This is a genomic window from Dietzia cercidiphylli (genome assembly GCF_039531545.1).
In the GTDB taxonomy this organism is placed as follows: domain Bacteria; phylum Actinomycetota; class Actinomycetes; order Mycobacteriales; family Mycobacteriaceae; genus Dietzia; species Dietzia natronolimnaea.
On the sequence record NZ_BAAAQG010000007.1, the window covers coordinates 310,871 to 331,495 of the forward strand.

The 20,625-nt window shown below is 69.9% G+C and carries 20 protein-coding genes and 1 pseudogene; 14 read left to right on the plus strand and 7 right to left on the minus strand.

All coding sequences use genetic code 11. The features are described from left to right. The first annotated feature begins 86 nt into the window (after positions 1–86). The 7 genes from ABD250_RS07785 to ABD250_RS07815 all read left to right on the plus strand — a co-directional run bounded on the left by ABD250_RS07785 (position 87) and on the right by ABD250_RS07815 (position 5,685). Positions 87–599, plus strand: coding sequence for a single-stranded DNA-binding protein (locus ABD250_RS07785; RefSeq protein ID WP_182618278.1), 513 nt, complete (start codon positions 87–89; stop codon positions 597–599). A 126-nt stretch (positions 600–725) separates the two neighbouring features. Beyond that, on the plus strand, positions 726–2,399 hold the full coding sequence (ettA, locus tag ABD250_RS07790; RefSeq protein ID WP_179524886.1) for an energy-dependent translational throttle protein EttA: 1,674 nt from the start codon (positions 726–728) through the stop codon (positions 2,397–2,399). Between the two features lie 5 nt (positions 2,400–2,404). Next, on the plus strand, positions 2,405–2,854 hold the full coding sequence (locus tag ABD250_RS07795; RefSeq protein WP_179524887.1) for an acyl-CoA thioesterase: 450 nt from the start codon (positions 2,405–2,407) through the stop codon (positions 2,852–2,854). After that, complete coding sequence (locus ABD250_RS07800) at positions 2,851–3,312, plus strand: acyl-CoA thioesterase (RefSeq protein ID WP_179524888.1); 462 nt, start codon at positions 2,851–2,853, stop codon at positions 3,310–3,312. Before ABD250_RS07795 ends, ABD250_RS07800 begins: the two co-directional genes overlap by 4 nt. After that, positions 3,309–3,794 (plus strand): acyl-CoA thioesterase, encoded by a 486-nt coding sequence (locus ABD250_RS07805; protein WP_179524889.1) that lies wholly within the window; start codon positions 3,309–3,311, stop codon positions 3,792–3,794. Before ABD250_RS07800 ends, ABD250_RS07805 begins: the two co-directional genes overlap by 4 nt. Beyond that, on the plus strand, positions 3,791–4,498 hold the full coding sequence (locus ABD250_RS07810; RefSeq protein ID WP_259846860.1) for a DUF8185 domain-containing protein: 708 nt from the start codon (positions 3,791–3,793) through the stop codon (positions 4,496–4,498). The genes ABD250_RS07805 and ABD250_RS07810 overlap by 4 nt, the downstream gene beginning before the upstream one ends. After that, positions 4,495–5,685 carry a site-specific DNA-methyltransferase gene (locus ABD250_RS07815; RefSeq protein ID WP_182659080.1) on the plus strand — a complete coding sequence of 397 codons (1,191 nt, stop codon included), beginning with the start codon at positions 4,495–4,497 and terminating at the stop codon, positions 5,683–5,685. The genes ABD250_RS07810 and ABD250_RS07815 overlap by 4 nt, the downstream gene beginning before the upstream one ends. Here the strand turns inward: ABD250_RS07815 and ABD250_RS07820 are convergent. Genes ABD250_RS07820 through ABD250_RS07830 form a run of 3 tightly spaced genes read right to left on the minus strand, consistent with a single transcriptional unit; the run spans position 5,672 to position 8,442 of the window. Then, a complete protein-coding gene (locus ABD250_RS07820) occupies positions 5,672–6,415 on the minus strand; it encodes an SDR family NAD(P)-dependent oxidoreductase (protein WP_182659079.1) in 744 nt (247 codons plus the stop codon). The genes ABD250_RS07815 and ABD250_RS07820 overlap by 14 nt on opposite strands. Positions 6,416–6,430: 15 nt before the next feature. Continuing rightward, positions 6,431–8,011: a glycoside hydrolase family 13 protein gene (locus ABD250_RS07825; protein WP_182659088.1), complete on the minus strand. Its 1,581-nt coding sequence runs from the start codon at positions 8,009–8,011 to the stop codon at positions 6,431–6,433. A gap of 35 nt (positions 8,012–8,046) precedes the next feature. Further along, the gene (locus ABD250_RS07830) at positions 8,047–8,442 is read right to left on the minus strand and encodes a globin (protein ID WP_182659078.1); all 396 of its coding nucleotides are present in this window, start codon (positions 8,440–8,442) and stop codon (positions 8,047–8,049) included. 204 nt (positions 8,443–8,646) lie between these two features. On the opposite strand from ABD250_RS07830, the gene ABD250_RS07835 reads away from it, so the two are divergent. Next, positions 8,647–9,258 carry an HNH endonuclease gene (locus ABD250_RS07835; protein ID WP_182659077.1) on the plus strand — a complete coding sequence of 204 codons (612 nt, stop codon included), beginning with the start codon at positions 8,647–8,649 and terminating at the stop codon, positions 9,256–9,258. A 188-nt stretch (positions 9,259–9,446) separates the two neighbouring features. Here the strand turns inward: ABD250_RS07835 and ABD250_RS07840 are convergent, their stop codons facing one another. Together ABD250_RS07840 and ABD250_RS07845 are read right to left on the minus strand one after the other, a co-directional pair. Next, positions 9,447–9,872: a DUF302 domain-containing protein gene (locus ABD250_RS07840; protein WP_017835708.1), complete on the minus strand. Its 426-nt coding sequence runs from the start codon at positions 9,870–9,872 to the stop codon at positions 9,447–9,449. Positions 9,873–9,943: 71 nt separating this feature from the next. Beyond that, positions 9,944–10,201, minus strand: coding sequence for a metal-sensitive transcriptional regulator (locus ABD250_RS07845; protein WP_017835707.1), 258 nt, complete (start codon positions 10,199–10,201; stop codon positions 9,944–9,946). A 375-nt stretch (positions 10,202–10,576) separates the two neighbouring features. Between ABD250_RS07845 and ABD250_RS07850 the strand changes: the two genes are divergently transcribed. Together ABD250_RS07850 and ABD250_RS07855 are read left to right on the plus strand one after the other, a co-directional pair. Further along, positions 10,577–11,971 (plus strand): MBL fold metallo-hydrolase, encoded by a 1,395-nt coding sequence (locus ABD250_RS07850; RefSeq protein WP_182659076.1) that lies wholly within the window; start codon positions 10,577–10,579, stop codon positions 11,969–11,971. 367 nt (positions 11,972–12,338) lie between these two features. Continuing rightward, complete coding sequence (locus ABD250_RS07855) at positions 12,339–13,622, plus strand: MFS transporter (protein ID WP_182659075.1); 1,284 nt, start codon at positions 12,339–12,341, stop codon at positions 13,620–13,622. A gap of 366 nt (positions 13,623–13,988) precedes the next feature. On the opposite strand, the pseudogene ABD250_RS18095 reads toward ABD250_RS07855, so the two are convergent. After that, positions 13,989–14,138, minus strand: a pseudogene (locus tag ABD250_RS18095) (DUF6653 family protein); the annotation flags it as partial. A 146-nt stretch (positions 14,139–14,284) separates the two neighbouring features. Next, positions 14,285–16,879, minus strand: a complete 2,595-nt coding sequence (gene pepN, locus ABD250_RS07860; protein WP_344391604.1) for an aminopeptidase N — start codon at positions 16,877–16,879, stop codon at positions 14,285–14,287. 94 nt (positions 16,880–16,973) lie between these two features. On the opposite strand from pepN, the gene ABD250_RS07865 reads away from it, so the two are divergent. The 4 genes from ABD250_RS07865 to ABD250_RS07880 are packed head-to-tail and all read left to right on the plus strand — an operon-like array spanning position 16,974 to position 20,524. Continuing rightward, positions 16,974–17,600 carry a mycothiol-dependent nitroreductase Rv2466c family protein gene (locus ABD250_RS07865; RefSeq protein ID WP_179524910.1) on the plus strand — a complete coding sequence of 209 codons (627 nt, stop codon included), beginning with the start codon at positions 16,974–16,976 and terminating at the stop codon, positions 17,598–17,600. Between the two features lie 4 nt (positions 17,601–17,604). Continuing rightward, a complete protein-coding gene (locus tag ABD250_RS07870; RefSeq protein ID WP_241730635.1) occupies positions 17,605–19,113 on the plus strand; it encodes a GNAT family N-acetyltransferase in 1,509 nt (502 codons plus the stop codon). 47 nt (positions 19,114–19,160) lie between these two features. Beyond that, entirely contained in the window at positions 19,161–19,634 is a 474-nt protein-coding gene (locus ABD250_RS07875; protein WP_182640949.1) for a ribose-5-phosphate isomerase, read from the plus strand. 56 nt (positions 19,635–19,690) lie between these two features. Beyond that, positions 19,691–20,524, plus strand: a complete 834-nt coding sequence (locus ABD250_RS07880; RefSeq protein WP_182658590.1) for an Fpg/Nei family DNA glycosylase — start codon at positions 19,691–19,693, stop codon at positions 20,522–20,524. Positions 20,525–20,625: the final 101 nt, after the last annotated feature.

Consider the following 20,625-nt stretch of genomic DNA (forward strand, 5'->3'; position numbering starts at 1 on the left):
ACCGGGATACGACGACGACGAGGTGGGGCACGCTCTGGAGCACGAGGCCGACGCACGGTCGGTCCGAGTGTGACAGGAGCGAGACCATGAACGAGACCCACACCACCGTCCGCGGAACCGTGATCACCGACCCCACCACCCGCCGCGTCGGAGAGGACTCGGTGTTCTCCTTCCGGGTGGCCAGCAACACCCGCTACCAGGACCGCGACACCGGGGAGTGGAAGACCGGCGGCACCCTGTACTTCTCGGCCAACTGCTGGGGCAGGCTGGCGCAGCGGGCGTCGGGGAAACTGGTCAAGGGCGACGGCGTGATCGTCCAGGGTCGACTTCTCACCAACGAGTACGAGAAGGACGGCAGGATCCAGCGCGACCTGGAGATGCGGGTGACCGCCCTGGGCCCGGACCTGTCGCGGATGGACGTGACCATGCGCAGGGCCCAACCGGAGGGGCCCGGCATCTCTCCCGACGGGGAGGGGGCGGGGCAGTCGCAGGGCGCGGACGGCGTGGAGGACGTCATGGAGATCGGCTCCCGGGACGCCGACGACGCGCCGGAGGGGCGGGCCACCGACAGCGCGTTCGCGGAGGCGGTCCGGGTCTGAACCGGCAGGGCCGCGGGTAGCCCTCCGCCGTGCTCACCGAGGCCGCGGGTGGGCACGTAACATGGGGGTCGTGCCCGCGGTCCAGCCGCGGCGATGTGAACTATTTGCGCAGGTGAGAGGGCAGAAGTGGCCGAGTTTATTTACACGATGAAGAAGGTTCGCAAGGCGCACGGGGACAAGGTGATCCTCGACGACGTGACGATGTCCTTCTATCCCGGTGCGAAGATCGGCGTCGTGGGGCCCAACGGCGCGGGCAAGTCCTCGATCCTCAAGATCATGGCCGGCCTCGATCAGCCCTCGAACGGCGAGGCGTTCCTCGACCCCGAGGCCAGCGTCGGCATCCTCATGCAGGAGCCCGTGCTCGACGAGACCAAGACGGTCAAGGAGAACGTCGAGGACGGACTCGGCGAGACCATGGTGCAGATCCGCCGGTACAACGCGGTGGCCGAGGCGATGGCCACCGACTACACCGACGAGCTCATGGAGGAGATGGGTCGGCTCCAGGAGCAGCTCGACGCGGTGGACGCCTGGGACGTGGACTCCCAGATCGAGCAGGCCATGGACGCACTGCGTTGCCCGCCGGGCGACTCGCCCGTCACCCACCTGTCCGGTGGCGAGATGCGCCGCGTCGCGCTGTGCAAGCTGCTGCTGAGCAAGCCCGACCTGCTCCTGCTCGACGAGCCCACCAACCACCTCGACGCCGAGTCGGTGCTGTGGCTGGAGCAGCACCTGGCCGCCTACCCGGGCGCCGTCCTGGCCGTCACACACGACCGTTACTTCCTCGATCACGTGGCGCAGTGGATCTGTGAGGTCGACCGCGGCAAGCTGCACCCCTACGAGGGCAACTACTCCACCTATCTGGAGAAGAAGGCCGAGCGTCTCGAGGTCCAGGGCAAGAAGGACCAGAAGCTGCAGAAGCGCCTCAAGGCCGAGCTCGAGTGGGTCCGCTCCGGCGCCAAGGCCCGCCAGTCCAAGTCCAAGGCGCGACTGGCCAAGTACGAGGAGATGGCGGCGGAGGCCGAGAAGCACCGCAAGCTGGACTTCGAGGAGATCCAGATCCCCACCCCGCCGCGCCTGGGCAACGTGGTGGTCGAGGCGGACAAGCTGCAGAAGGGCTTCGACGACCGCGTCCTGATCAAGGATCTGTCGTTCACCCTGCCGCGCAACGGCATCGTCGGCGTGATCGGTCCCAACGGTGTGGGTAAGACCACCCTGTTCAAGACGATCGTCGGGCTCGAGGAGCCGGACGCGGGTTCGGTGCGGGTCGGCGACACGGTCAAGCTGAGCTACGTGGACCAGTCCCGCGCGAACATCGACCCCGAGAAGTCGGTGTGGGAGGTCGTCTCCGAGGGCAACGACTTCATCGAGGTCGGCCAGAACGAGATGCCGTCGCGCGCGTACGTGAGCGCCTTCGGCTTCAAGGGCCCGGATCAGCAGAAGAAGGCCGGCGTGCTGTCCGGCGGTGAGCGCAACCGCCTGAACCTCGCGCTGACCCTCAAGGTCGGCGGCAACCTGATCCTGCTGGACGAGCCGACGAACGACCTGGACACCGAGACCCTCGGCAGCCTCGAGAACGCCCTCGAGGACTTCCCGGGCTGCGCCGTCGTGATCTCGCACGACCGGTGGTTCCTCGACCGCACCTGTACCCACATCCTCGCGTGGGAGGGCAACGTCGCCGAGGGGCAGTGGTACTGGTTCGAGGGCAACTTCGAGGGCTACGAGCAGAACAAGGTCGAGCGACTGGGCCCCGACGCCGCCCGCCCGCACCGGGTCACCCACCGCAAGCTGACGCGGGACTGACGCGCATGGGATCGCACGCCGCGCCCGACACGCAGACCCCCGGAGCCGTCCACCGGGTCCACATCCCCCTGCGCATCGCGGACTTCGTGGGCAAGCACGTCAACAACGTGCGGTTCCAGGAGTTCTCCCAGGACGCCAGACTGATGTGGTTCCGGGACAAGTTCGGCGTCCCCGGGTCACGGGTGCCGATCTCGCTGGCGCGGTGGATGGAGATCGACTTCCGCCGGGTCATCGGGTACGGCGCCACGAGCGTGTGGGTGGACGTCGAGGTCCTCCGGGTCGGCCGGACCTCGTTCACGATGAGGACCTCGATCGGGTCGGATTCCACGGGCCCGGAACCGTGCGCGGTCGTCGACACCGTGTTGGTGGTGACGGCACCGGACGAGACCACGACACTCGAGATCAGTCCCGAGGAGCGCGCGGCGCTGCTCGGTGAGCGCGAGGAGGCGAGATGAGTCCCGGTGAGCAGACCCCGGACCGGGGGACGTTCCGCTGCACCCTGCAGGTGCGGTGGGCGGACTTCGACCAGTTCGGGCACGTCAACAACGTCAAGTACATCGAGTACGCGCAGGAGGCGCGGATCCTGTTCGTCCGCAGCCGCTTCGGCCCGTTCGGGCTCGGCAACCTGCCGCAGGTCGTGCGCCGGGTCGAGATCGACCACCTCCGTCCGGTGCTGCGGGACTCGACGTCCGTGGACGTGGAGATCGAGGTGGAACACGTCGGGACCACCTCGTACCAGATCAGGCAGACGATCTTCGACGCCGCGGGCGAGGTCTGTTGCGCGTTGCGCGTGGTGATGGTCGCCTACGACGCCTCCACCTCTACGGCCGTGGAGATCCCCACCGGGGTGCGTCATGTCCTGGAGGCCGCGCACCAGCGCGCCGCGATCACCGACGAGGGGCCCGCGGAGTGACCGAGCAGCTCGTCTACGAGGCCGGGGGACCGCTCGGTGCCTCCGGTGAGCCGGGACGGCGCGTGTTCACCGCGGCGCTGCCCGTCCGATGGTCGGATCAGGACCTCTACCACCACGTCAACCACGCGCGGATGATCACGCTCCTCGAGGAGGCCCGCATCCCGTGGCTCTTCGAGGAGGGCATCCCCACCGCCACCCTCACCGCCGGCGCGGTGATGACCGAGCTCGCCGTGAAGTACCGCGGCCAGATCACGCGCGCCGACGGCCCGATCCGGGTGCGCATGTGGTGCGAGAAGGTCGGCGCCGCCATGTTCGTGGCCCGTCACGAGGTCCGTGGGCGCGCCACCGGAGACTCGGCGCCCGCGGCGGTCGACTGCACGGCCACCATCGCCGCGTTCGACCTCGCCACCCAGCGGCCGCGTCGGTTCACGCCGGCCGAGCGGGAGCACCTGATGGAGTTCCGCCACGGGGCTCCGGCGTGACCCTGCCGGGCGCCGGCGGGGCGGAGGGAGTCGGCGGGACGGGGGACGACATGATCGCCGTGCCCGACCCCGCCGACCGGGATGACCTGCGGACCCTCCTGCGCCGGCTCCTCAGGCTCGACGAGGCGGCGGTGGTCCGTCTGACCAGCGGTGACGACGGACGGATGCGAGTGTGGTCCCGGACGCCCTTCGGCGCCCTGGTGGTCCGCGCAGTGGGTGGACACTGCCCGGGTGGCGACGTGGTGTGCGGAGCCGACCACCTGCTCACCGAACTCGACCTGCTGCCACGCGGCGACACCGCCGGTCTCGTCGACCCCGGGATGCCCCTCACCTCCTCCTGGCAGGGGTTGCTCCCGCCGACCGACGGTTTCCAGATGCTCGAGGCGATCCCGGCCCAGGTCCTGCTGGATCTGACCGAGTCCGGTCGCGGCGCAGCCCGCGAGAACGCCGGGCCGGCCGGCCTGCCGCCCTCGCTGCTGGACCAGGAGGTGCTCACCGTGCGCGCGGACACCGACAGTCCCGTGGGAGTGGACATGCGGACCGTGTTCTCCATAGTGATGTGTGGGTTCGTGCCCGAGCGGGCAGGGCGCGCACCGGAGGGTGAACCGGTCCGGGTGAGTGAGCGCGGGGCGTGGCTCCGGGTGGACGCCCGCTACGGCACGGCGTTCCGCCGGACCGATTCGCTCACTCTCGAGCCGCGATGACGCCACCGGGATTCTCGGTCTCCTGGCCCGGGAGGGGCGAGCCCGAGGTCCCGGGAGAGCACGGGCCGGCACCGGAGGTCGCGACTCTGGTCCGGGATGCCGGCGGGCGGGTGACCGGCGCCGTCCTGGGCGGCGACGGGGCGCGGATCGCCGAGGTCGGTGACGTTCTGGGCGAGCTCGGCCTCGGGACCACGGGCGCGGCCCAGCTGGTGTACCTCGACCCGCCGTACAACCGTGGTGGCCGCTTCGACGGATACCACGACAACATGCCGCGACACCGGTGGCTGGGATACATCGAGCACCGACTGGTGGTGGCGCGCGGGCTCCTCGCCGAGACCGGCACCGTCTGGGTGCACCTGGACGACGCGGAGGCCCACCGCGTCCGCTGCGTGCTCGACGAGGTGTTCGGCTCGGATGCCTTCATCGCCGACCTCACCGTGGAGAGCAACCCCAAGGGGCGTCAGCTCGACCGGTTCTTCGCCGGATCCCACGACCGACTGATGGTGTACGCGCGGGATCCCGAGCGAGTCCGGCTGGCCGGCGGGGTCGCCTCCGCCGTCGACCCCTCCGACTTCCCGCACACCGCCGAGGACGGGGTCAACTACCGTCTGCTGCCGCTGCGCAACACCAACAAGCGGTTCAACCCGCGCACCACGCCCACCATGACCTACCCGCTCTACGGCGACCCGGACACCGGTGAGGTCTCCGTGGACCCCGCGCCCGGGCTCACCGAGATCCTCCCGGTGTTCGGCGACCTCAGTCCGGCAGTGTGGCGCTGGTCGCGCGATCGCGCGCAGGAGCGGAGCGACGAACTGGTCTGTCGGACGGTGCGGGGTCGGGCCGGGCCGCGGGTCGACGTCTACCAACGCGACCGGCACGAGGTGGGCCGGATCAAGAAGCTCAAGTCCATCTGGCTGGCCCAGGAGATCGGGTCCACCGACACCGCCCGCGCGGAGCTGCGCAGCGCGGGGGTCGACGGCTTCCGCACGCCCAAGCCGGAGGCGCTGATGCGGCGGATCGTGGAACTGGCGACCGAGGCGGACGACCTGGTGGTGGACCTGTTCGCCGGCTCCGGAACCACTGCCGTGGCGGCCCGCGACCTGGGCCGCCGCTGGGTGGTGGTGGAACGCAACCCGGAGACGGTCCGCGACGTGATCCTGCCGCGGTTGCGCGTCAGCGGAGCTTGACGGTGCCGCCGTCCGCCATGAGCGTCTGCCCCGTCACGTAGCGGGCGTCCTCGCTGGCGAGGAACACCGCGACGCGGCCGATGTCCGCCTCGGGGTCGCCGAACCTGCGCATCGGGGTCCCGGCCAGCAGGTGTTTCTCGATACCGGGGTTGGCCTCGATGTACGCCTCGACCCCCTCGGTCAGGGCCAGCGGCGAGATCACGTTGACGTTGATCCCGTCCCGGGCCCATTCGTTGGCCGCCACCCGGGAGACGGCGCGGATGGCCTCCTTGGCCGCCGCGTACGAGGCCTGGGTGGGGCTGCCCTCGATGCCGGCGCCGGAGGCGAAGTTGATCACCGAGCCACCCGCGGTGGCCAGGTGCGGATGCGCGGCCTTCATCAGCCAGAAGGTGGGGTAGAACCCCGTGTCGAACGACAGGTCCAGCATCTCCCGGGTGGTCTCCACCAGCGGCGCCTGGCGTGACGCGTGGGCGTTGTTGACCAGTATGTCGAGCCGTCCGAAGTGCTCGACGGCCGTCTCGACGATCATGCGGGCGTTGTCCTCGACCGAGATGTCCGCCGCCAGGTACCGGACGCTCTCACCCAGTTCGTCGACCAGGGCGCGGCCGGCCGCGTCGTTGATGTCGACGACGAGTACGCGGGCTCCCTCCTTGACGAACGCCCGGACGATGCCCCTGCCGATCCCGCCGGCGCCGCCGGTGACGACCGCTGTCTTCTCCGCCAACCTCATGGTTAATCCCCGTTCTTAGTGTGGTCGTAACCATACTGCGGTGTCCGGCGGGAGGATCTCGCCGGTGGGGGATTCCGAGTCGAGTAGGCCTGAGGAGAGGGGCCCGGAGGAGAGCAGGACCTCGCCGAGGGGCAGTGGCACAGATCGGGCGGAGGCGTTGAGCGCGCACACCACGCCATCGTCGCGGCGGAACGCCAGGCATCCGGAGGGCGCCCCGTACCACTCGACCGACGCCGATCGCGGGCCCGGAAGCGACCGCCGGGTCTCGATGGCCGCCCGGTACAACGACAGCGTGGAATCCGGGTCCTCGATCTGGGCCTCGACAGTCAGGCGGCCCCAGTCGCCCGGCATCGGCAGCCAGGTGTGATCGGTGGTCGAGAAGCCGTAGGGCGGCGTGGAGCCCTCCCACGGGATGGGGACGCGGCAGTGGTCGCGACCCATCTCGGCGTGCCCGCTGCGTTCCCAGGTGGGGTCGGTCAGCCGGTCGTGGGGGATCGAGAAGTCGCTCGGCAGACCCAGCTCGGACCCCGCGTAGAGGAACGTGATCCCGGGCAGGGCAAGCTCCACCAGCAGCATCGCCCTGGCCCGGGCGGTGCCCAGAGCGCCGTTTCCGTACCGGGTCACCTCTCTGACCACGTCGTGGTTGGACAACGCCCAGGTGGGGGCCGAGTCGGCGATGCGGGAGGCCTCGAACGTGGCGTCGATCGCCTCGCGCACCGCGCCGGCCTCGAAGGGGGCACCGGTCAGTGGGAAGTGGAACGCGAAGTGCAGCTCGTCGGGGCGGAGGTATCGGGCGAACCGGTCGGCCGGGCCCACCCACACCTCGCCGAAGGTCGCCGCGCCCGCGTACTCGTCGACGACGGCGCGGATCCGCCGGTGGACGTCGTGGACGCCGGGCCGGTCCCACCGGGCGTCGCGCTCGTCGACGACGAGTTGTGCGATCTCCACGTCGTCCGGCAGGTCGGCCAGGTCGGCCGGCTTGGCCAGACCGTGCGCCACGTCGATCCGGAACCCGTCGACCCCGAGGTCGAGCCAGAAGCGCAGGGTCTCCTCCAGGTCGTCGCCCACGTCGGGGTGCGACCAGTCCAGGTCCGGCTGCTCCGGGGCGAAGAGGTGCAGGTACCACTGCCCGGGCGTCCCGTCCGGCTCGGTGACGCGGGTCCAGGCCGGTCCGCCGAACACCGAGGGCCAGTTGTTGGGTGGCCGGGAGCCGTCCTCACCGAGCCCGTCGCGGAAGAAGTAGCGCTCGCGCTCGGGGCTGCCGGGTCCGGCCTCGACGGCGGCGGCGAACCAGGGGTGCTCGACGCTCGTGTGGTTGGGCACCAGGTCCATGATCAGGACCATCCGCGCGGCGTGCAGCGCCTCCACCAGCCGGCGCAGCGTCTCGACGTCGCCGAACAACGGATCCACGTCGCGGGGATCCGAGACGTCGTAGCCGTGGTCCGCGCCGGGGGAGCGCATGATGGGGGACAGCCACACCCCGTCCACGCCGAGCAGTTCCAGGTAGCCGACGCGGTCGATCACGCCCTGCAGATCACCGGTGCCGTCGCCGTCGGAGTCGGCGAAGGAGCGCGGGTAGATCTGGTAGAGGACCATGTCCTCCCACGGACGGGTCGCGTGGGCCGGGGAGGTCACATGTCCTCCGGGGTGTTGACCATCATCGCGGCGGCACGGGTGAGGTATTCGACCATCGCCGCCCTGTGCTCGTCGTCCATGGTCTCGCGGTCGATCGTGTCCACGGCGGCGAGCATGTGCGTGAGCCAGGCGTCGTGAGCGGCGCGGTCCACGCGGAAGGGGTTGTGGCGCATCCGCAGCCGGGGGTGACCCCGCTGCTCCGAGTAGGTGGTGGGGCCACCCCAGTACTGCTCGAGGAACATCCGCATTCGGTCCTCGGCCGGACCCAGGTCCTCCTCCGGGTACAGGGGGCGCAGCACGGGGTCGTCGTCGACCCGCAGGTAGAACTCGTGGACCAGCTTCCGGAACGTCTCCGCGCCGCCGATCTCGTCATAGAAGGTAGTGCTGCTCATGCTCCCCATCATGCCCGTGGGATCCGCCCGGGGGTCCGATCCACCACCCGTCGGTGGCGGGCGGGAGGACACCGGTGACAACCGGTAGGCGGTGATCGCGCGCGAAGTGTTCATCGAAGGTGCATCATCGTTGCAGGCGAGGTTCACTACGGGCCCGGTTGACAGTGCTGCACTGGGCTCGGAGCAGACGAGCGGAGACCGACCATGGGCACAGCCGTGCGCGAGAATTCGGAGTACCGACAACCGGGGTCACGACCCCCAGTTCGGCTTGAGCCTGTCCCGGACCCGCACGTCCCGCTGGCCGCTGCGCCCCGCGTTCTCCTGCTCAACGCCGGCTACGAGGCCCTCACCGCCCTCCCCGCCCGCCGCGCCGTGGTGATGCTGCTCGGGGGGAAAGCGGTGGTGGTCCACGATCACCCGGACGAGATCCTGGTCCGGTCGGTCGACACGGCCGTTCGCGTGCCCTCGGTGATCATGCTCCGCGAGTACGTGCGGATCCCGTACCGGGCGCAGGTGCCCATGACGCGGGCCGCCCTGATGCACCGTGATTCCCACCGGTGCGGGTACTGCAACGCCCGCGCGACCACCGTCGACCACGTGATCCCGCGCAGCCGCGGGGGCGAACACGTGTGGGAGAACTGTGTGGCCTCCTGCGCGCCGTGCAATCACCGGAAGGCCGACAAGCTCCTGTCCGAACTGGGGTGGGAACTGCGGGTGCCGTTGGTGGCCCCGAGGGGGCGGACGTGGCGGCTCGTCTCCCAGCTCAGGGAGATCGGCCCGTACTGGGAGGACTACCTGTACCTCGACGCGGCCTGATCCGGATCGAGGTGGGCGTTGGCGGTTCGCTGACGTCGCCTACTTCGGTGAGCAGTCGGGTGACGCCTCTGTTGCAGCGCAGGCAGCGGTGAATCGGGACAGCTTTACCGAGCTCCCCGGGAGCGGGGCATGGACGCCTCATCATTGATGAGACGTCCATGTCGGGGTTGTGGTGGGCGGGGCTGGCCTCAGCTCTGTGCGGGGCCGGCTTCGCTGATCGCCGACAGGGCGGCACGCAACCGTGCGTCGGCGTCATCGGCGACTTCACGCACCTGCGGGCTGCCGCTGAGCTGGACCATGGTCTGCGGGTCGATGGCCTCCACAGTGGTCTGCCCCTCGTCTCTGCCGCGGCGTACCACCACGTTGCACGGCAGCAGGACGCCGAGCTGCGGCTCGGCGGCGAGAGCCTTGCTGGCCAGGCCGGGGTTGCAGGCTCCCAGGATCACGTAGTCGCCCACGGCCTCGGCTGCCTCTTCGCCCAGTTTGGTGTTGAAGGTCGCATTGACGTCGATCTCGGTCAGGATGCCGAAACCCTGGTCGGCCAGGGCGGCGCGGGTACGCTCCAGGGCCTGCTCGTAGGGCATCGGGACAGTGATGGTGCGGGTGTAGGTCATGAATGGTCCCTTCGATGGTTCGTCGACGGTATTGCCACTTCCGGATTCCAGGGAGTCAGGTTCGGCGGGGGTCAGGCCAGGGAGAGGAACAGCTTCTCCAGGTCCCGTCTGTCCAGGTCCTCCCCGGGGTTGGTCAGGCATTGTTCGAGGCCGCTGGCGATGATCGCGAAACCGGCCCGGTCCAGAGCCTTGGACACCGCCGAGAGCTGGGTGACGATGTCCGTGCAGTCGCGGCCCTCCTCGATCATGCGTACCACGGCTCCCAGCTGCCCTTGAGCGCGCTTGAGCCGGTTGAGTGTGGGTGTCAGTTCGACGCTGTCGAGTTGCATGGGGGTCTCCTGCCAGAGGTGCGAAGTTCCCTCACCATATACCCCGGGGGGTGTTTTGACTAGTTTTCCCTGTGTTCTGGCTGCGGGCTCTCCCGCCCTGTCCCGTTGGCTGCCGTGGCGAATCTCCTCGTCGGCAGGGGCGGGGGGTGGGCGGGCGGATCGTCGACCGTCCGGACAGGCCTGATCTCCGGCGCCGACAGCGGGGTCGAGTGATGCCGGACGGTCGAATGCTCGGACACTGCCTTGCCTGCACGTGCCCCGGGCCCCTCCGAGCCCGCTGGACGATGCCCCTGGGGGCATGTTGTCTATACCCCCTGGGGTATGTAGAGTCGTGGCACGCCCCTCGCAGGGAACCCGATCGACAAGGAGATCTCGATGCTTCTCGAACGCATCTACGACGAGGACCTCGCGCAGACCGGTTACTTCATCGGCTGCCAGGCCAAGAACGAGGCGATGGTGGTCGACGCCCGTCGCGATGTCCGCGAGTACCTGGATCTGGCCGCGCGGCACGGGATGACGATCACCGCGGTGACCGAGACCCACATCCACGCCGACTACCTGTCCGGGACCCGTGAGCTGGCGGAGGCCACCGGGGCGACCGTTTATGTCTCCGGTGAGGGTGGCGAGGACTGGCAGTACGGTTTCGCCGCGGAGCGCCTGCACCACGGTGACCAGCTCACGCTGGGCAACATCACGGTCGAGGCCGTGCACACGCCGGGTCATACGCCGGAGCATCTGTCGTTCCTCATCACCGACGGCGCGTTCGCCGATGCTCCCGGGTACATGTTGACCGGTGACTTCGTGTTCTCCGGTGACCTGGGCCGGCCGGATCTGCTGGATGAGGCGGCGGGCGGGGTGGACACCCGTTTCGCCGGCGCCACGCAGATCTTCCGCAGCCTCAAGGAGTCGTTCGTCACGCTGCCGGATCATGTCCAGGTCTTCCCGGGCCATGGTTCGGGCAGCGCCTGCGGCAAGGCGTTGGGCGCGCTGCCGTCGACCAGCGTCGGTTACGAGCGGCGCTACGCCTGGTGGGCGGGGTACGTCGAGCGTGACGACGAGCAGGGTTTCGTCGATGAGCTGCTCGACGGTCAGCCGGACGCGCACGCCTACTTCGGCCGGATGAAGCGGCAGAACAAGCAGGGCCCGGCGGTGCTCGGGCCGCTGGCCCCGCTGCGCGAGTTCGGCTCCACCGAGCTGGCCGACGCCCTCGAGGCGAACGAGGTCGTCGTCGTCGACACCCGTGGCCAGGACGAGGTCCACGCCGGCACCGTCCCCGGGGCGCTCAACATCCCCGGCGTCGACAAGGCGGCCTCGTTCGGCGCCTGGGTCTACGACCCCGAGAAGGAGGACACCCCCCTGGTCGTCCTCGCCCCCGACGAGGAGGTCGCCGGCCAGTACCGCGACCACCTGATGCGGGTCGGTATCGACACGGTCACCGGATACACGACCAGCTTCGAGGGCCTGCCCACGACGACCCCCGAGATGATCGGGCCGGACGAGCTCGCCTCGTTCGACTCGGCCATGGTCCTGGACGTGCGCAACAAGACCGAGCACTCCGACGGCCACATCCCGGGCTCCGAGCAGCTCAGCGGCGGCCGCGTCCTGTGGAACCTCGACCAGCTCCCCACCGACGGTCCGATCGTCACCTACTGCCAGAGCGGCGTCCGCAACTCCGTGGCGGCCAGCGCCCTGCGCCGCGCCGGCTACCGCGTGGTCGAACTCGAGGGCAGCTACGCCGCCTGGTCCGAGCGCAACCTCGCGACCGTCTGACCCGACGCACCCACCTCAGCACCCCGGGGGGCCGGCCGACCTGCGCGACGCCCTGGCCTCGGGCACCCCGCCCCCCTGACACCCCGAGCATCGTCCCGGAGAAGGCCCCGAGAAAGGGCTTCGGCTACTTCGTCCTGCTCATGGGCGCCTTCGTCCTGTCCCAGGAACTACCCTTCCCCGCCGCATCGATCATCCTCGGCACGGTCGCTCTGCTGGCGTTTGTCGCCGCCGTCTGCGTCGTAGCCGTCGACCGCTGCCCGCTGCGGTCGACGGAGGTCGAGCCGAGCCGTCGGTTCTCACTCACCAGGGGAGCGGAACGCGATAGAGGCGACACGGCCCGAACGCGGTCGATCGCGAGGAGGAGAGCATGCGCAGCGAACGAACCCCCGAGCTCGGTCTCAAAGCCAACGCCGCCCAGTTCACTCTGCTCGTCGCCATCAATGCGCTGGTCGGCGGCATGGTGGGTCAGCAGCAGACCGTGCTTCCCCTGCTGGCCACGGAACTCTTCGGCCTGACCGGTTACACCTTCATCTTCACCTACGTCGCGGCCTTCGGTGTCACCAAGGCGATCGCGAACTACTTCGCCGGGACGTTCTCCGACCGATACGGCCGCAAACCCGTCCTGCTGGTCGGGTGGCTCTTCGCCATCCCGGTGCCACTCATGCTCATCTGGGCACCCGACTGGACCTGGGTGGTGGCCGCCAACATCCTGCTGGGCATCAACCAGGGACTGACCTGGTCCACCACCGTGGTGATGAAGATCGACCTCGTCGGACCCCGGCAGCGCGGTCTGGCGATGGGACTCAACGAGGCGGCAGGCTACGGCGCGGTCGCGGTGACCTCACTGCTCGCCGGCTACCTCGCGGGGCAGTACGGCCTGCGACCGGCGCCGTTCCTTGTCGGTGTGGCCTACACGGCCCTGGCTCTGGTGCTGTCCGGGATCTTCGTCCGCGAGACGCGCGACCACGCACTCCTGGACGCGGGGCGGCACACCGCCCGCCCGGACGGACTGCACGACCATCTCCATGCCGACATGACAGACCGGGAGATCGCGATCCAGACCAGCTTCCGAGAGCCGGCCCTGTCCTCGGCGAGCCAGGCGGGGCTCGTCAACAACCTCAACTTCGGCCTGTCCTGGGGGCTGTTCCCCCTGTTGTTCGCCACCGCGGGTCTGACCGTGGGGCAGATCGGACTGCTGTTCGCGCTCTACCCGGCCGTCTGGGGAGTGGGGCAGCTGTTCACCGGCGCAATCTCGGACCGGGTCGGTCGCAAGCACCTGATCTCGGTGGGGATGGCCACCCAGGCGGCCGCCCTGGTCGTCATCGCGCTCGGCAACGGATTCGGAATGTGGGCGGTGGGCACCATGATCCTGGGAGCCGGGACCGCGATGGTCTATCCGACGCTGTTGGCCGCGATCGGCGACGTTGCCCACCCCGTGTGGCGGGGACGAGCCGTCGGTGTCTACCGCGTGTGGCGCGACCTGGGTTACGCGGTCGGCGCGGTGTTCGGGGGGATCGTCGCCGACGCCATGGGTATGCACGCCGCCGTGTGGGCCGCCGCCGCCGTCAGTTCGGCGTCGGCGGCGGCCGTAGCGATCCGCATGTACGAGACACTCACGCCGCTCGTCGTCAGAGACGCGAGTGACGACTGATCCGCTCTCGGTGGCTTCGCAGATCGCACTACTCGGCGTGTGTGGTGGCGGAGAACTACCCGCACCGCTGTAGCGGCACCGACAGGAGATGTATCCGAGCAGCTACAGGGGCGGTCCGGTCGTCTGACTGGTCTCGCGCGTGAATCGGTCCGCCCACAGCCTCCACTGCATCAACGTCACCGCCTCGAACATCCCGGTGCAGGCGACCGCGCCAGTCATCCTGTGCCGATAGCCGGCCACCATTGCGCCCATGAGCGACGTACTCGCCATGACCGTCAGTGCCAGGATCATCGGCTCGGACCGGGGATCCCGAGTCCAGGACTCCTCGCCCAGGATCGCGCGGGTCGCGAACGACGACGTGTCGTGAGCCGGCGGGGTCATCACCGGATTGACCGCGAACCACGCGCCGATGGGCACGTACAACCACCAGCGGCGAGTCCACAACGGCACCAGTAGCAGCGGTGCCCTCAGGAGTCGCGACCAGGCACTGACCGGATGAGCGTGCCGTCGGAACATGCGTGCGTAGAAGCCATTCTCGGACACCACGAGTCCAGCCTGACAGTTCGGCCACCGGGACGGCCACAGTGTCGTGTAATCCCGCCACTGCCGCCCGTCCGGGCAGGCGTCTCGACGTGGCCCCCGGACGAGCGCCGCACCCGGGCTCAGCCCGCGGCTGCGGCATCCACGGCGCGGGCCTCGAGAGCGCGGGTGAGGTCCGCGTTCTGCTCGGCGAGGATCCGGCGCAGGGCAGCCGGGCGGGAGGTGTCCGCGATCACGGCATCGAAGCGGGCCACGGTGTCGGCGTCCACCGACCACGCCGGGAACAACCCGGCGGCGACGGTCTTGGCGAGGTCACCGGACCGCGCCTTCCACAGTGCGGTCACGTCGTCGAGGTACCGCTCGCACAGGCCGGCGAGCAGGTGCTCCTGGCCCGGCAGGTCGATGCCCAGCAGGGTGGCGCGCACCAGGGCGTTGCTCGGGGCGTCGTCTCCGGTCGCGGTGAGCAGCGCCTCGGCCTCCTCTTTCGCGCCGACGGTGGGCCGGGCGGCCCGGGCGGTCGCCGCGCGACGGGCGCCTCCGGCGGTGTCATCCGCCGCCAGTTCCTCATCGATCCGGTCGGAGTTCTCGGCGCCCGCGGCCACGAGCGCGGTCAGGACGGTCCACCGCAGGTCGGTGTCGAGGGTCAGGCCGGGCAGTCCCGCCTCGTCCGGGCCGGCGTCGAGGAGTGATGCCAGAACATGCGCCTGGTCGGCCCCCACGGGGCAGTTGCACAGGGCGGCGAGGAACGCCAACTGGTGATCAGACCCGGCCTCGGAGGCCCGGGCCGCCGCCAGCATCGCGTCCGAGAACTCCGGCCAGCCGGTGGCGGCCGCCCAGTCCGGGTCGGCGTACCTGGACAGCGCGGACTGCGCCTGGGCCAGCACGCGCTGGACCACGCCGATGTGGGCCTCGCGCGGGGCCGCGCGGGTGACCACCTCGACGAACCGGCGAGCCGGGAGCCGGGCCTCCCGGGTCATCTCCCACAGTGCGGACCAGCACAGGGTCCGGGCGAGCGAGTCCGTCACGTCCTCGATGGAGCCCAGGACAGTGGTCAGGGAGCGCTCGTCGAGGCGCACCGAGCAGTACGTCAGGTCGGCGTCGTTGGGCAGGATCAGGTCGGGAACGGGAAGGCCGGACATGTCCGGGACGGTCGTGCGCTCGGCGTCCACGTCCAGCTCCGCGAACGCGGTGCGCACCAGCGCGCCCGAGTCGTTACGGCTGTAGAGGCCGACCCCCAGACGGTGGGTGCGCAGCTCCCCGGCACCCGGGGCGGCGGGTCCCTGCACGATGGTCAGTTCGGAGATCGTCGCCTGGGCGTCGTCTGCGGTGTCCACCTCCACCGAGATCGGGTTGATGCCTGTGGTCCGCAGCCACTGCTCGGCCCAGTCGGACAGGTCGCGGCCGGAGGAGGCCTCGAGGGCCCGCAGGAGGTCGTCGAACTCGGCGTTGCCGAAGGCGTGCTCGGCGAAGTAGGCGCGCAGGCCGGCCAGGAACGGCTCGCGTCCGACGTACGCCACCAGTTGCTTGAGCACGGACGCGCCCTTGGCGTAGGTGATCCCGTCGAAGTTGGCCTCGACCGTCTCCAGGTCCGTCATGTCGGCCGCCACGGGATGGGTGGAGGGCAACTGGTCCTGCCGGTACGCCCACGCCTTCTCCACGTTGGCGAACGTGGTCCACGCGTCGGTGTACTGCGTGGCGTCCACCTGGGCCAGGACGGAGGCGAAGGTCGCGAACGACTCGTTGAGCCACAGGTCATCCCACCAGCGCATGGTCACCAGGTCGCCGAACCACATGTGGGCCATCTCGTGCAGCACCGTCTCGTTGCGCCGCTCGTAGCGGTAGGCCGTGACGCGGGAGCGGAAGACGTAGTCCTCGAGGAACGTCACGGCCCCGGCGTTCTCCATGGCCCCCGCGTTGAACTCGGGCACGAAGATCTGGTCGTACTTGCCGAACGCGTACGGCATGCCGAATTCGCGGTGATAGAACCCGAAGCCCTCCTTGGTCTCGGTGAACAGCCGATCGGAGTCGAGGTACCCGGCGAGCGACGCACGACACAACAGTCGTAGTGGAATGGTCCCGTGCTCGTCGACGTAGGAGTCCTCGACCACGTGATAGGGGCCGGCGATCAGGGCCACGAGGTACGTCGACAGGATCTCCGTCTGCTCGAACCGGTGCACGACCGCTCCCGACTCGCCCGGGGACTCGCCGGCCGGGGTGTTGGCCACCACGACCCAGGAGGCGGGGGCGGTGACGGTCAGCGTGTAGCGGGCCTTGAGGTCGGGCTGGTCGAAGCAGGCGAACACCCGCTTGGCGTCGGCGGTCTGGAACTGTGAGTAGAAGTAGACCTCCCCGTCCACGGGATCGACCATGCGGTGTAGGCCCTCGCCGGTGGAGGTGTAGGCCAGATCGGCGTCCACGACGAGCTCGTTGGTCTCCTGCAGGTCGGGCAGCGTCAGCCCCACCTCGTCGTCATAGTCCCCGGTCTCCAGGTCCCGTCCGTTCAACGTCACCGACCGGATCCGCGCCGACCTCAGATCGATGAACGTCTCCGCCCCGGGTCGGGAGCATGCGAACCGGACCACCGTGCGGGACCGGAACGTCCCGGATCCCGGCCCGCCGGAGCCGTCGGTGAGGTCCAGGTCCACCTCGTAGGTGTCCACGTCGAGCAGTTCCGCCCTGGCGGCGGCGTCGGAACGGGTGAGATTGAGCGAGCGCATCGGAGGTCCTCGGTTCCTGGGCGGGGGTGGTGGCCCCAGTCCTACCACCCGGGGCGGGGTGGCAGTCGGGGACCCGGACGAGGAGGATGGGGTCATGACATCTTCTGGTTCCGACGCCACCCGTTCCGTCGACTTCTGGTTCGACCCCCTGTGCCCCTTCGCATGGGTCACCAGCCGCTGGATTCTCGAGGTGGAGAAGGTCCGGGACATCGAGCTGACCTGGAACGTCATGAGCCTGTCCGTCCTCAACGACGGCCGGGACCTGCCCGAGGACTACCTCGCGCTGATGACACGCGGTTGGGGCCCGGTCCGGGTCGCGATCGCCGCCGCACAGCGTCACGGCCAGGAGGTCCTGGGCCGGCTGTACACCGAGCTCGGCACCCGCATCCACGACCAGGGACGGGGGATCGAGGACCCCACGGTGATCACCGAGGCGCTCGAGGCCGCCGGACTGGACGCGGGTCTCGCCGCCGCGGCGGCGTCGGATGAGTACGACGACGAGCTGCGCGCCTCGCACCACCGTGGCATGGACCCGGTGGGCGACGAGGTCGGCACCCCGGTCGTGCACGTGGACGGCGTGGCCTTCTTCGGTCCCGTCCTCACGCGCATCCCGCGCGGCGAGGACGCGGGCAAGGTCTTCGACGGCGCCGCCCTGCTCGCGGAGTACCCCTACTTCTTCGAGCTCAAGCGCAGCCGCACCGAGGCCCCGCAGTTCGACTGAGCTGATGAGCGTCGCGGGTGGGTCCCTGCTGGACGGGCCGTACGGCCGCGCGTTGTGCGCGGCCGTGGCCGAGGCGGCCGCTCCCGGCACCGACTGGTGGCGGCTGACCGCTCAGCAGCGCATCGACGAGTTCGGCACGGTCCGGGCTGAACAGGTCCGTTCACTAAGTGAGCCGAGGATCCTCGGTGAACTCAGCGCCGGCGTGTGGAAGGCCGTCTACTGGCAGGAACCGGACGACGACCGAGAGGGCCTCGCGCGCCCCGACATGGTGGCCACACTCCGCCCGATCGCCCGAGCCCTCTCGGAGAATCCCGCGACGAACTGGTGGTCCGACCCCGTCGACAGGACCGGCCAGAACATCGTCCAGCTCCTGTTCGACAACTGGATGCCGGTGGACTCGCTCGGGGACGCCCGCCCGCAGCTCAGGAAATGGCGGGATCAGATCAGGGAGAAGATGTCCGCGGGCACGGACAACCCCCACTGGCGGTCCACCACCGGTCGGTGGTGGACCGCGCCGGTGTTCGCCGGGATCGCCTGGACCTCCCGAATCCGGGAGACGGTCGGCCCCCTGGCACCACACACCACCGAGGATCACATGGGGTGGAGCCGGGCCCGCGTCCACCCGGTCGAGGTCGAACCCTCGGCCCGAATCCGGGAGATCGACAGCCCGCAGGAGTGGGCGAGTCTTGTCAACGAGTTCCCGCTGGAGGTGACCCAGGAGAAGCGGGGCGACTGGTGGCGAACCACCGGGCGCGATGGAAGCTGGTGGATCCCCGACTGGGCCGAGGTCGCCGAGCACTACGACGCGGTCCACGTGACCGTCACCGGCTACCTCTCCACCGCCGGGCGCGCAATCGACACCGCGCAGGGGGCGTCCGTCCTCGCTGGATGGGGGCCCGATCACACCTGCTGGCTGCGCCCGGACCGGCTGCGGTACGCCGGCGTCGTCGAGCAGTGGCATCGCCCCCGCTCGTTCGCGATCCCCGAGAACATCTCGTGGCTCAGGGTGCCCGCGGACAGCGCGGATGGCTCGGTACACGTGCGGCCGCTCTCCGCGGATGACGACTCACTGGTGGAAGAGGCCACCGTGCTCAACGTCAACTGGACGGGGCAGGAGCGGGTCACCGCCGCCGACGTGGCGGCCGACCCCGCGCTGGCGCACTATTCGGCACTCCGACCCGACCGTGGCGACTTCGGGCTGGTGGCGGAGGTGTCCGGACGCCCGGTCGGTGTGGTGTGGCTGCTGTTCCTCGACGCCGCGGATCCCGGTTACGGGTACGTGGCCGACGGAGTCCCCGAGCTCAGCGTGTGCGTGTGGCCCGGGTACCGCGGGAGAGGCCTCGGAGCCCTGTTGCTCGAAGCGGTGCTCGCGGCAGCGGGGGACCGGGGTCTGGAACGGGTCAGCCTCAGCGTCGAGGCAGGCAATCCGGCCCGGAGGCTGTACGCCGACATGGGCTTCGTCGACGAGGAGGGTGCGACGTCGGAGACGATGGTGATCCGGCTGCGGACGTGACTCCACCGCCTTCAGCGGCCCGGGTCCGACGTGGCAGAATCGCCGCCATGCGCATCTACCTGGGAGCGGACCACGCCGGCTTCGAGACGAAGAACGTCATCGCCGAGCACCTGAAGGCCACGGGCCACGAGGTGGTCGATTGCGGAGCCCACACCTACGACGCGGAGGACGATTACCCGGCCTTCTGTATCGACGCGGCTCTCAGGGTCGTCGCGGACCCGGGCAGCCTCGGGATCGTGCTGGGCGGCTCCGGCAACGGCGAGCAGATCGCGGCCAACAAGGTCCCCGGCGCCCGCTGCGCCCTGGCGTGGAGCGTCGAGACCGCCCGCCTCGCGCGTGAGCACAACAACGCCCAGTTGATCGGCATCGGGGGGCGCATGCACTCACAGGAGGAGGCGCTGGCGATCGTCGACGCGTTCCTCGACCAGAGCTGGTCGGAGGCCGAGCGCCACCAGCGCCGCATCGACATCCTCGCCGAGTACGAGCGCACCCACGAGGCGCCGACGGTCCCCGGGGCCTGATCAGTCGAGTGCCTGAGCGACACCGTGCCTGAGCGACACCGTGCCTGAGCGACACCGTGCCTGAGGGGCACACCCTCCACCGACTGGCCCGCCTGCACTCCGAGTACTTCGCAGGTGGGCCCGTCCGCGTCTCCAGCCCACAGGGGCGGTTCGCGGACCACGTCGTCGTCGACGGTCGGCACTTCGACCACGCCACGGCCGTCGGCAAGCACCTCTTCCACCACTACGAGGGCGGCCTCGCCGTCCACGTCCACCTGGGGCTGTACGGCTTCTTCGACACACACCTCGTGCCACCGGGGGAGGAGCCGCCCGCGCCGGTGGGGCAGGTGCGGATGCGCGTGGGCGCCGCGGCGGGGGACGGGCCCGTCTACTATGTGGATCTGCGCGGCCCCACCCGCTGCGAGGTGATCGCCGAAGCAGAGGTCGTGGACGTGCGCGACCGCCTGGGCCCCGATCCCCTGGATCCCGACGCCGATCCCGGGCGGGCGTGGGCGCGGATCACACGCAGTGCGCGGCCGATAGGTGCGCTGCTTATGGACCAGAAGGTCCTGGCCGGAGTCGGGAACGTCTACCGCGCCGAGGTGCTGTTCCGGCACGGTATCGACCCGTTCCGCGCCGGCTCTCGGGTGACGGAGGGCGAGTTCCGCGCGATCTGGGACGACCTGGTGCAGTTGATGGAGGTGGGGGTGGAGACCGGCGCCATCCACACGATCCGCCCGGAGCACGACCACGGGGACGTGCCCCGACGTGGTGCCGACCGGCCGCGCAACTACGTCTACCAACGGGACGGCTGGCAGTGCCGGGTGTGCCGCGACGAGATCGTCCTGCAGACGTTGGAGGCGCGGACCCTCTTCTGGTGTCCGACCTGCCAGCCGGAACGGCCGCGCTGAACCCGTCGCCGGGTCGCAGCCGCGGGCGGGCGGGTTAGCCGGTTAGCGGGCGAGCATCTCGCAGCCGCACGTCGCGACGGCGTCTCGCGGGCACAGAAGTG

Excerpts from the sequence above, each read along its gene's own strand:
- pepN (WP_344391604.1), bottom strand. The coding sequence starts at position 16,879 with ATGCGCTCGCTCAATCTCACCCGTTCCGACGCCGCCGCCAGGGCGGAA.
- ABD250_RS07815 (WP_182659080.1), top strand. The coding sequence starts at position 4,495 with ATGACGCCACCGGGATTCTCGGTCTCCTGGCCCGGGAGGGGCGAGCCC.
- ABD250_RS07845 (WP_017835707.1), bottom strand. The coding sequence starts at position 10,201 with ATGCAACTCGACAGCGTCGAACTGACACCCACACTCAACCGGCTCAAG.
- ABD250_RS07850 (WP_182659076.1), top strand. The coding sequence starts at position 10,577 with ATGCTTCTCGAACGCATCTACGACGAGGACCTCGCGCAGACCGGTTAC.
- ABD250_RS07855 (WP_182659075.1), top strand. The coding sequence starts at position 12,339 with ATGCGCAGCGAACGAACCCCCGAGCTCGGTCTCAAAGCCAACGCCGCC.
- ABD250_RS07825 (WP_182659088.1), bottom strand. The coding sequence starts at position 8,011 with ATGGTCCTCTACCAGATCTACCCGCGCTCCTTCGCCGACTCCGACGGC.
- ABD250_RS07840 (WP_017835708.1), bottom strand. The coding sequence starts at position 9,872 with ATGACCTACACCCGCACCATCACTGTCCCGATGCCCTACGAGCAGGCC.
- ABD250_RS07820 (WP_182659079.1), bottom strand. The coding sequence starts at position 6,415 with ATGAGGTTGGCGGAGAAGACAGCGGTCGTCACCGGCGGCGCCGGCGGG.
- ABD250_RS07875 (WP_182640949.1), top strand. The coding sequence starts at position 19,161 with ATGCGCATCTACCTGGGAGCGGACCACGCCGGCTTCGAGACGAAGAAC.
- ABD250_RS07800 (WP_179524888.1), top strand. The coding sequence starts at position 2,851 with ATGAGTCCCGGTGAGCAGACCCCGGACCGGGGGACGTTCCGCTGCACC.
- ABD250_RS07785 (WP_182618278.1), top strand. The coding sequence starts at position 87 with ATGAACGAGACCCACACCACCGTCCGCGGAACCGTGATCACCGACCCC.
- ABD250_RS07870 (WP_241730635.1), top strand. The coding sequence starts at position 17,605 with ATGAGCGTCGCGGGTGGGTCCCTGCTGGACGGGCCGTACGGCCGCGCG.
- ABD250_RS07830 (WP_182659078.1), bottom strand. The coding sequence starts at position 8,442 with ATGAGCAGCACTACCTTCTATGACGAGATCGGCGGCGCGGAGACGTTC.
- ABD250_RS07835 (WP_182659077.1), top strand. The coding sequence starts at position 8,647 with ATGGGCACAGCCGTGCGCGAGAATTCGGAGTACCGACAACCGGGGTCA.
- ABD250_RS07865 (WP_179524910.1), top strand. The coding sequence starts at position 16,974 with ATGACATCTTCTGGTTCCGACGCCACCCGTTCCGTCGACTTCTGGTTC.
- ABD250_RS07795 (WP_179524887.1), top strand. The coding sequence starts at position 2,405 with ATGGGATCGCACGCCGCGCCCGACACGCAGACCCCCGGAGCCGTCCAC.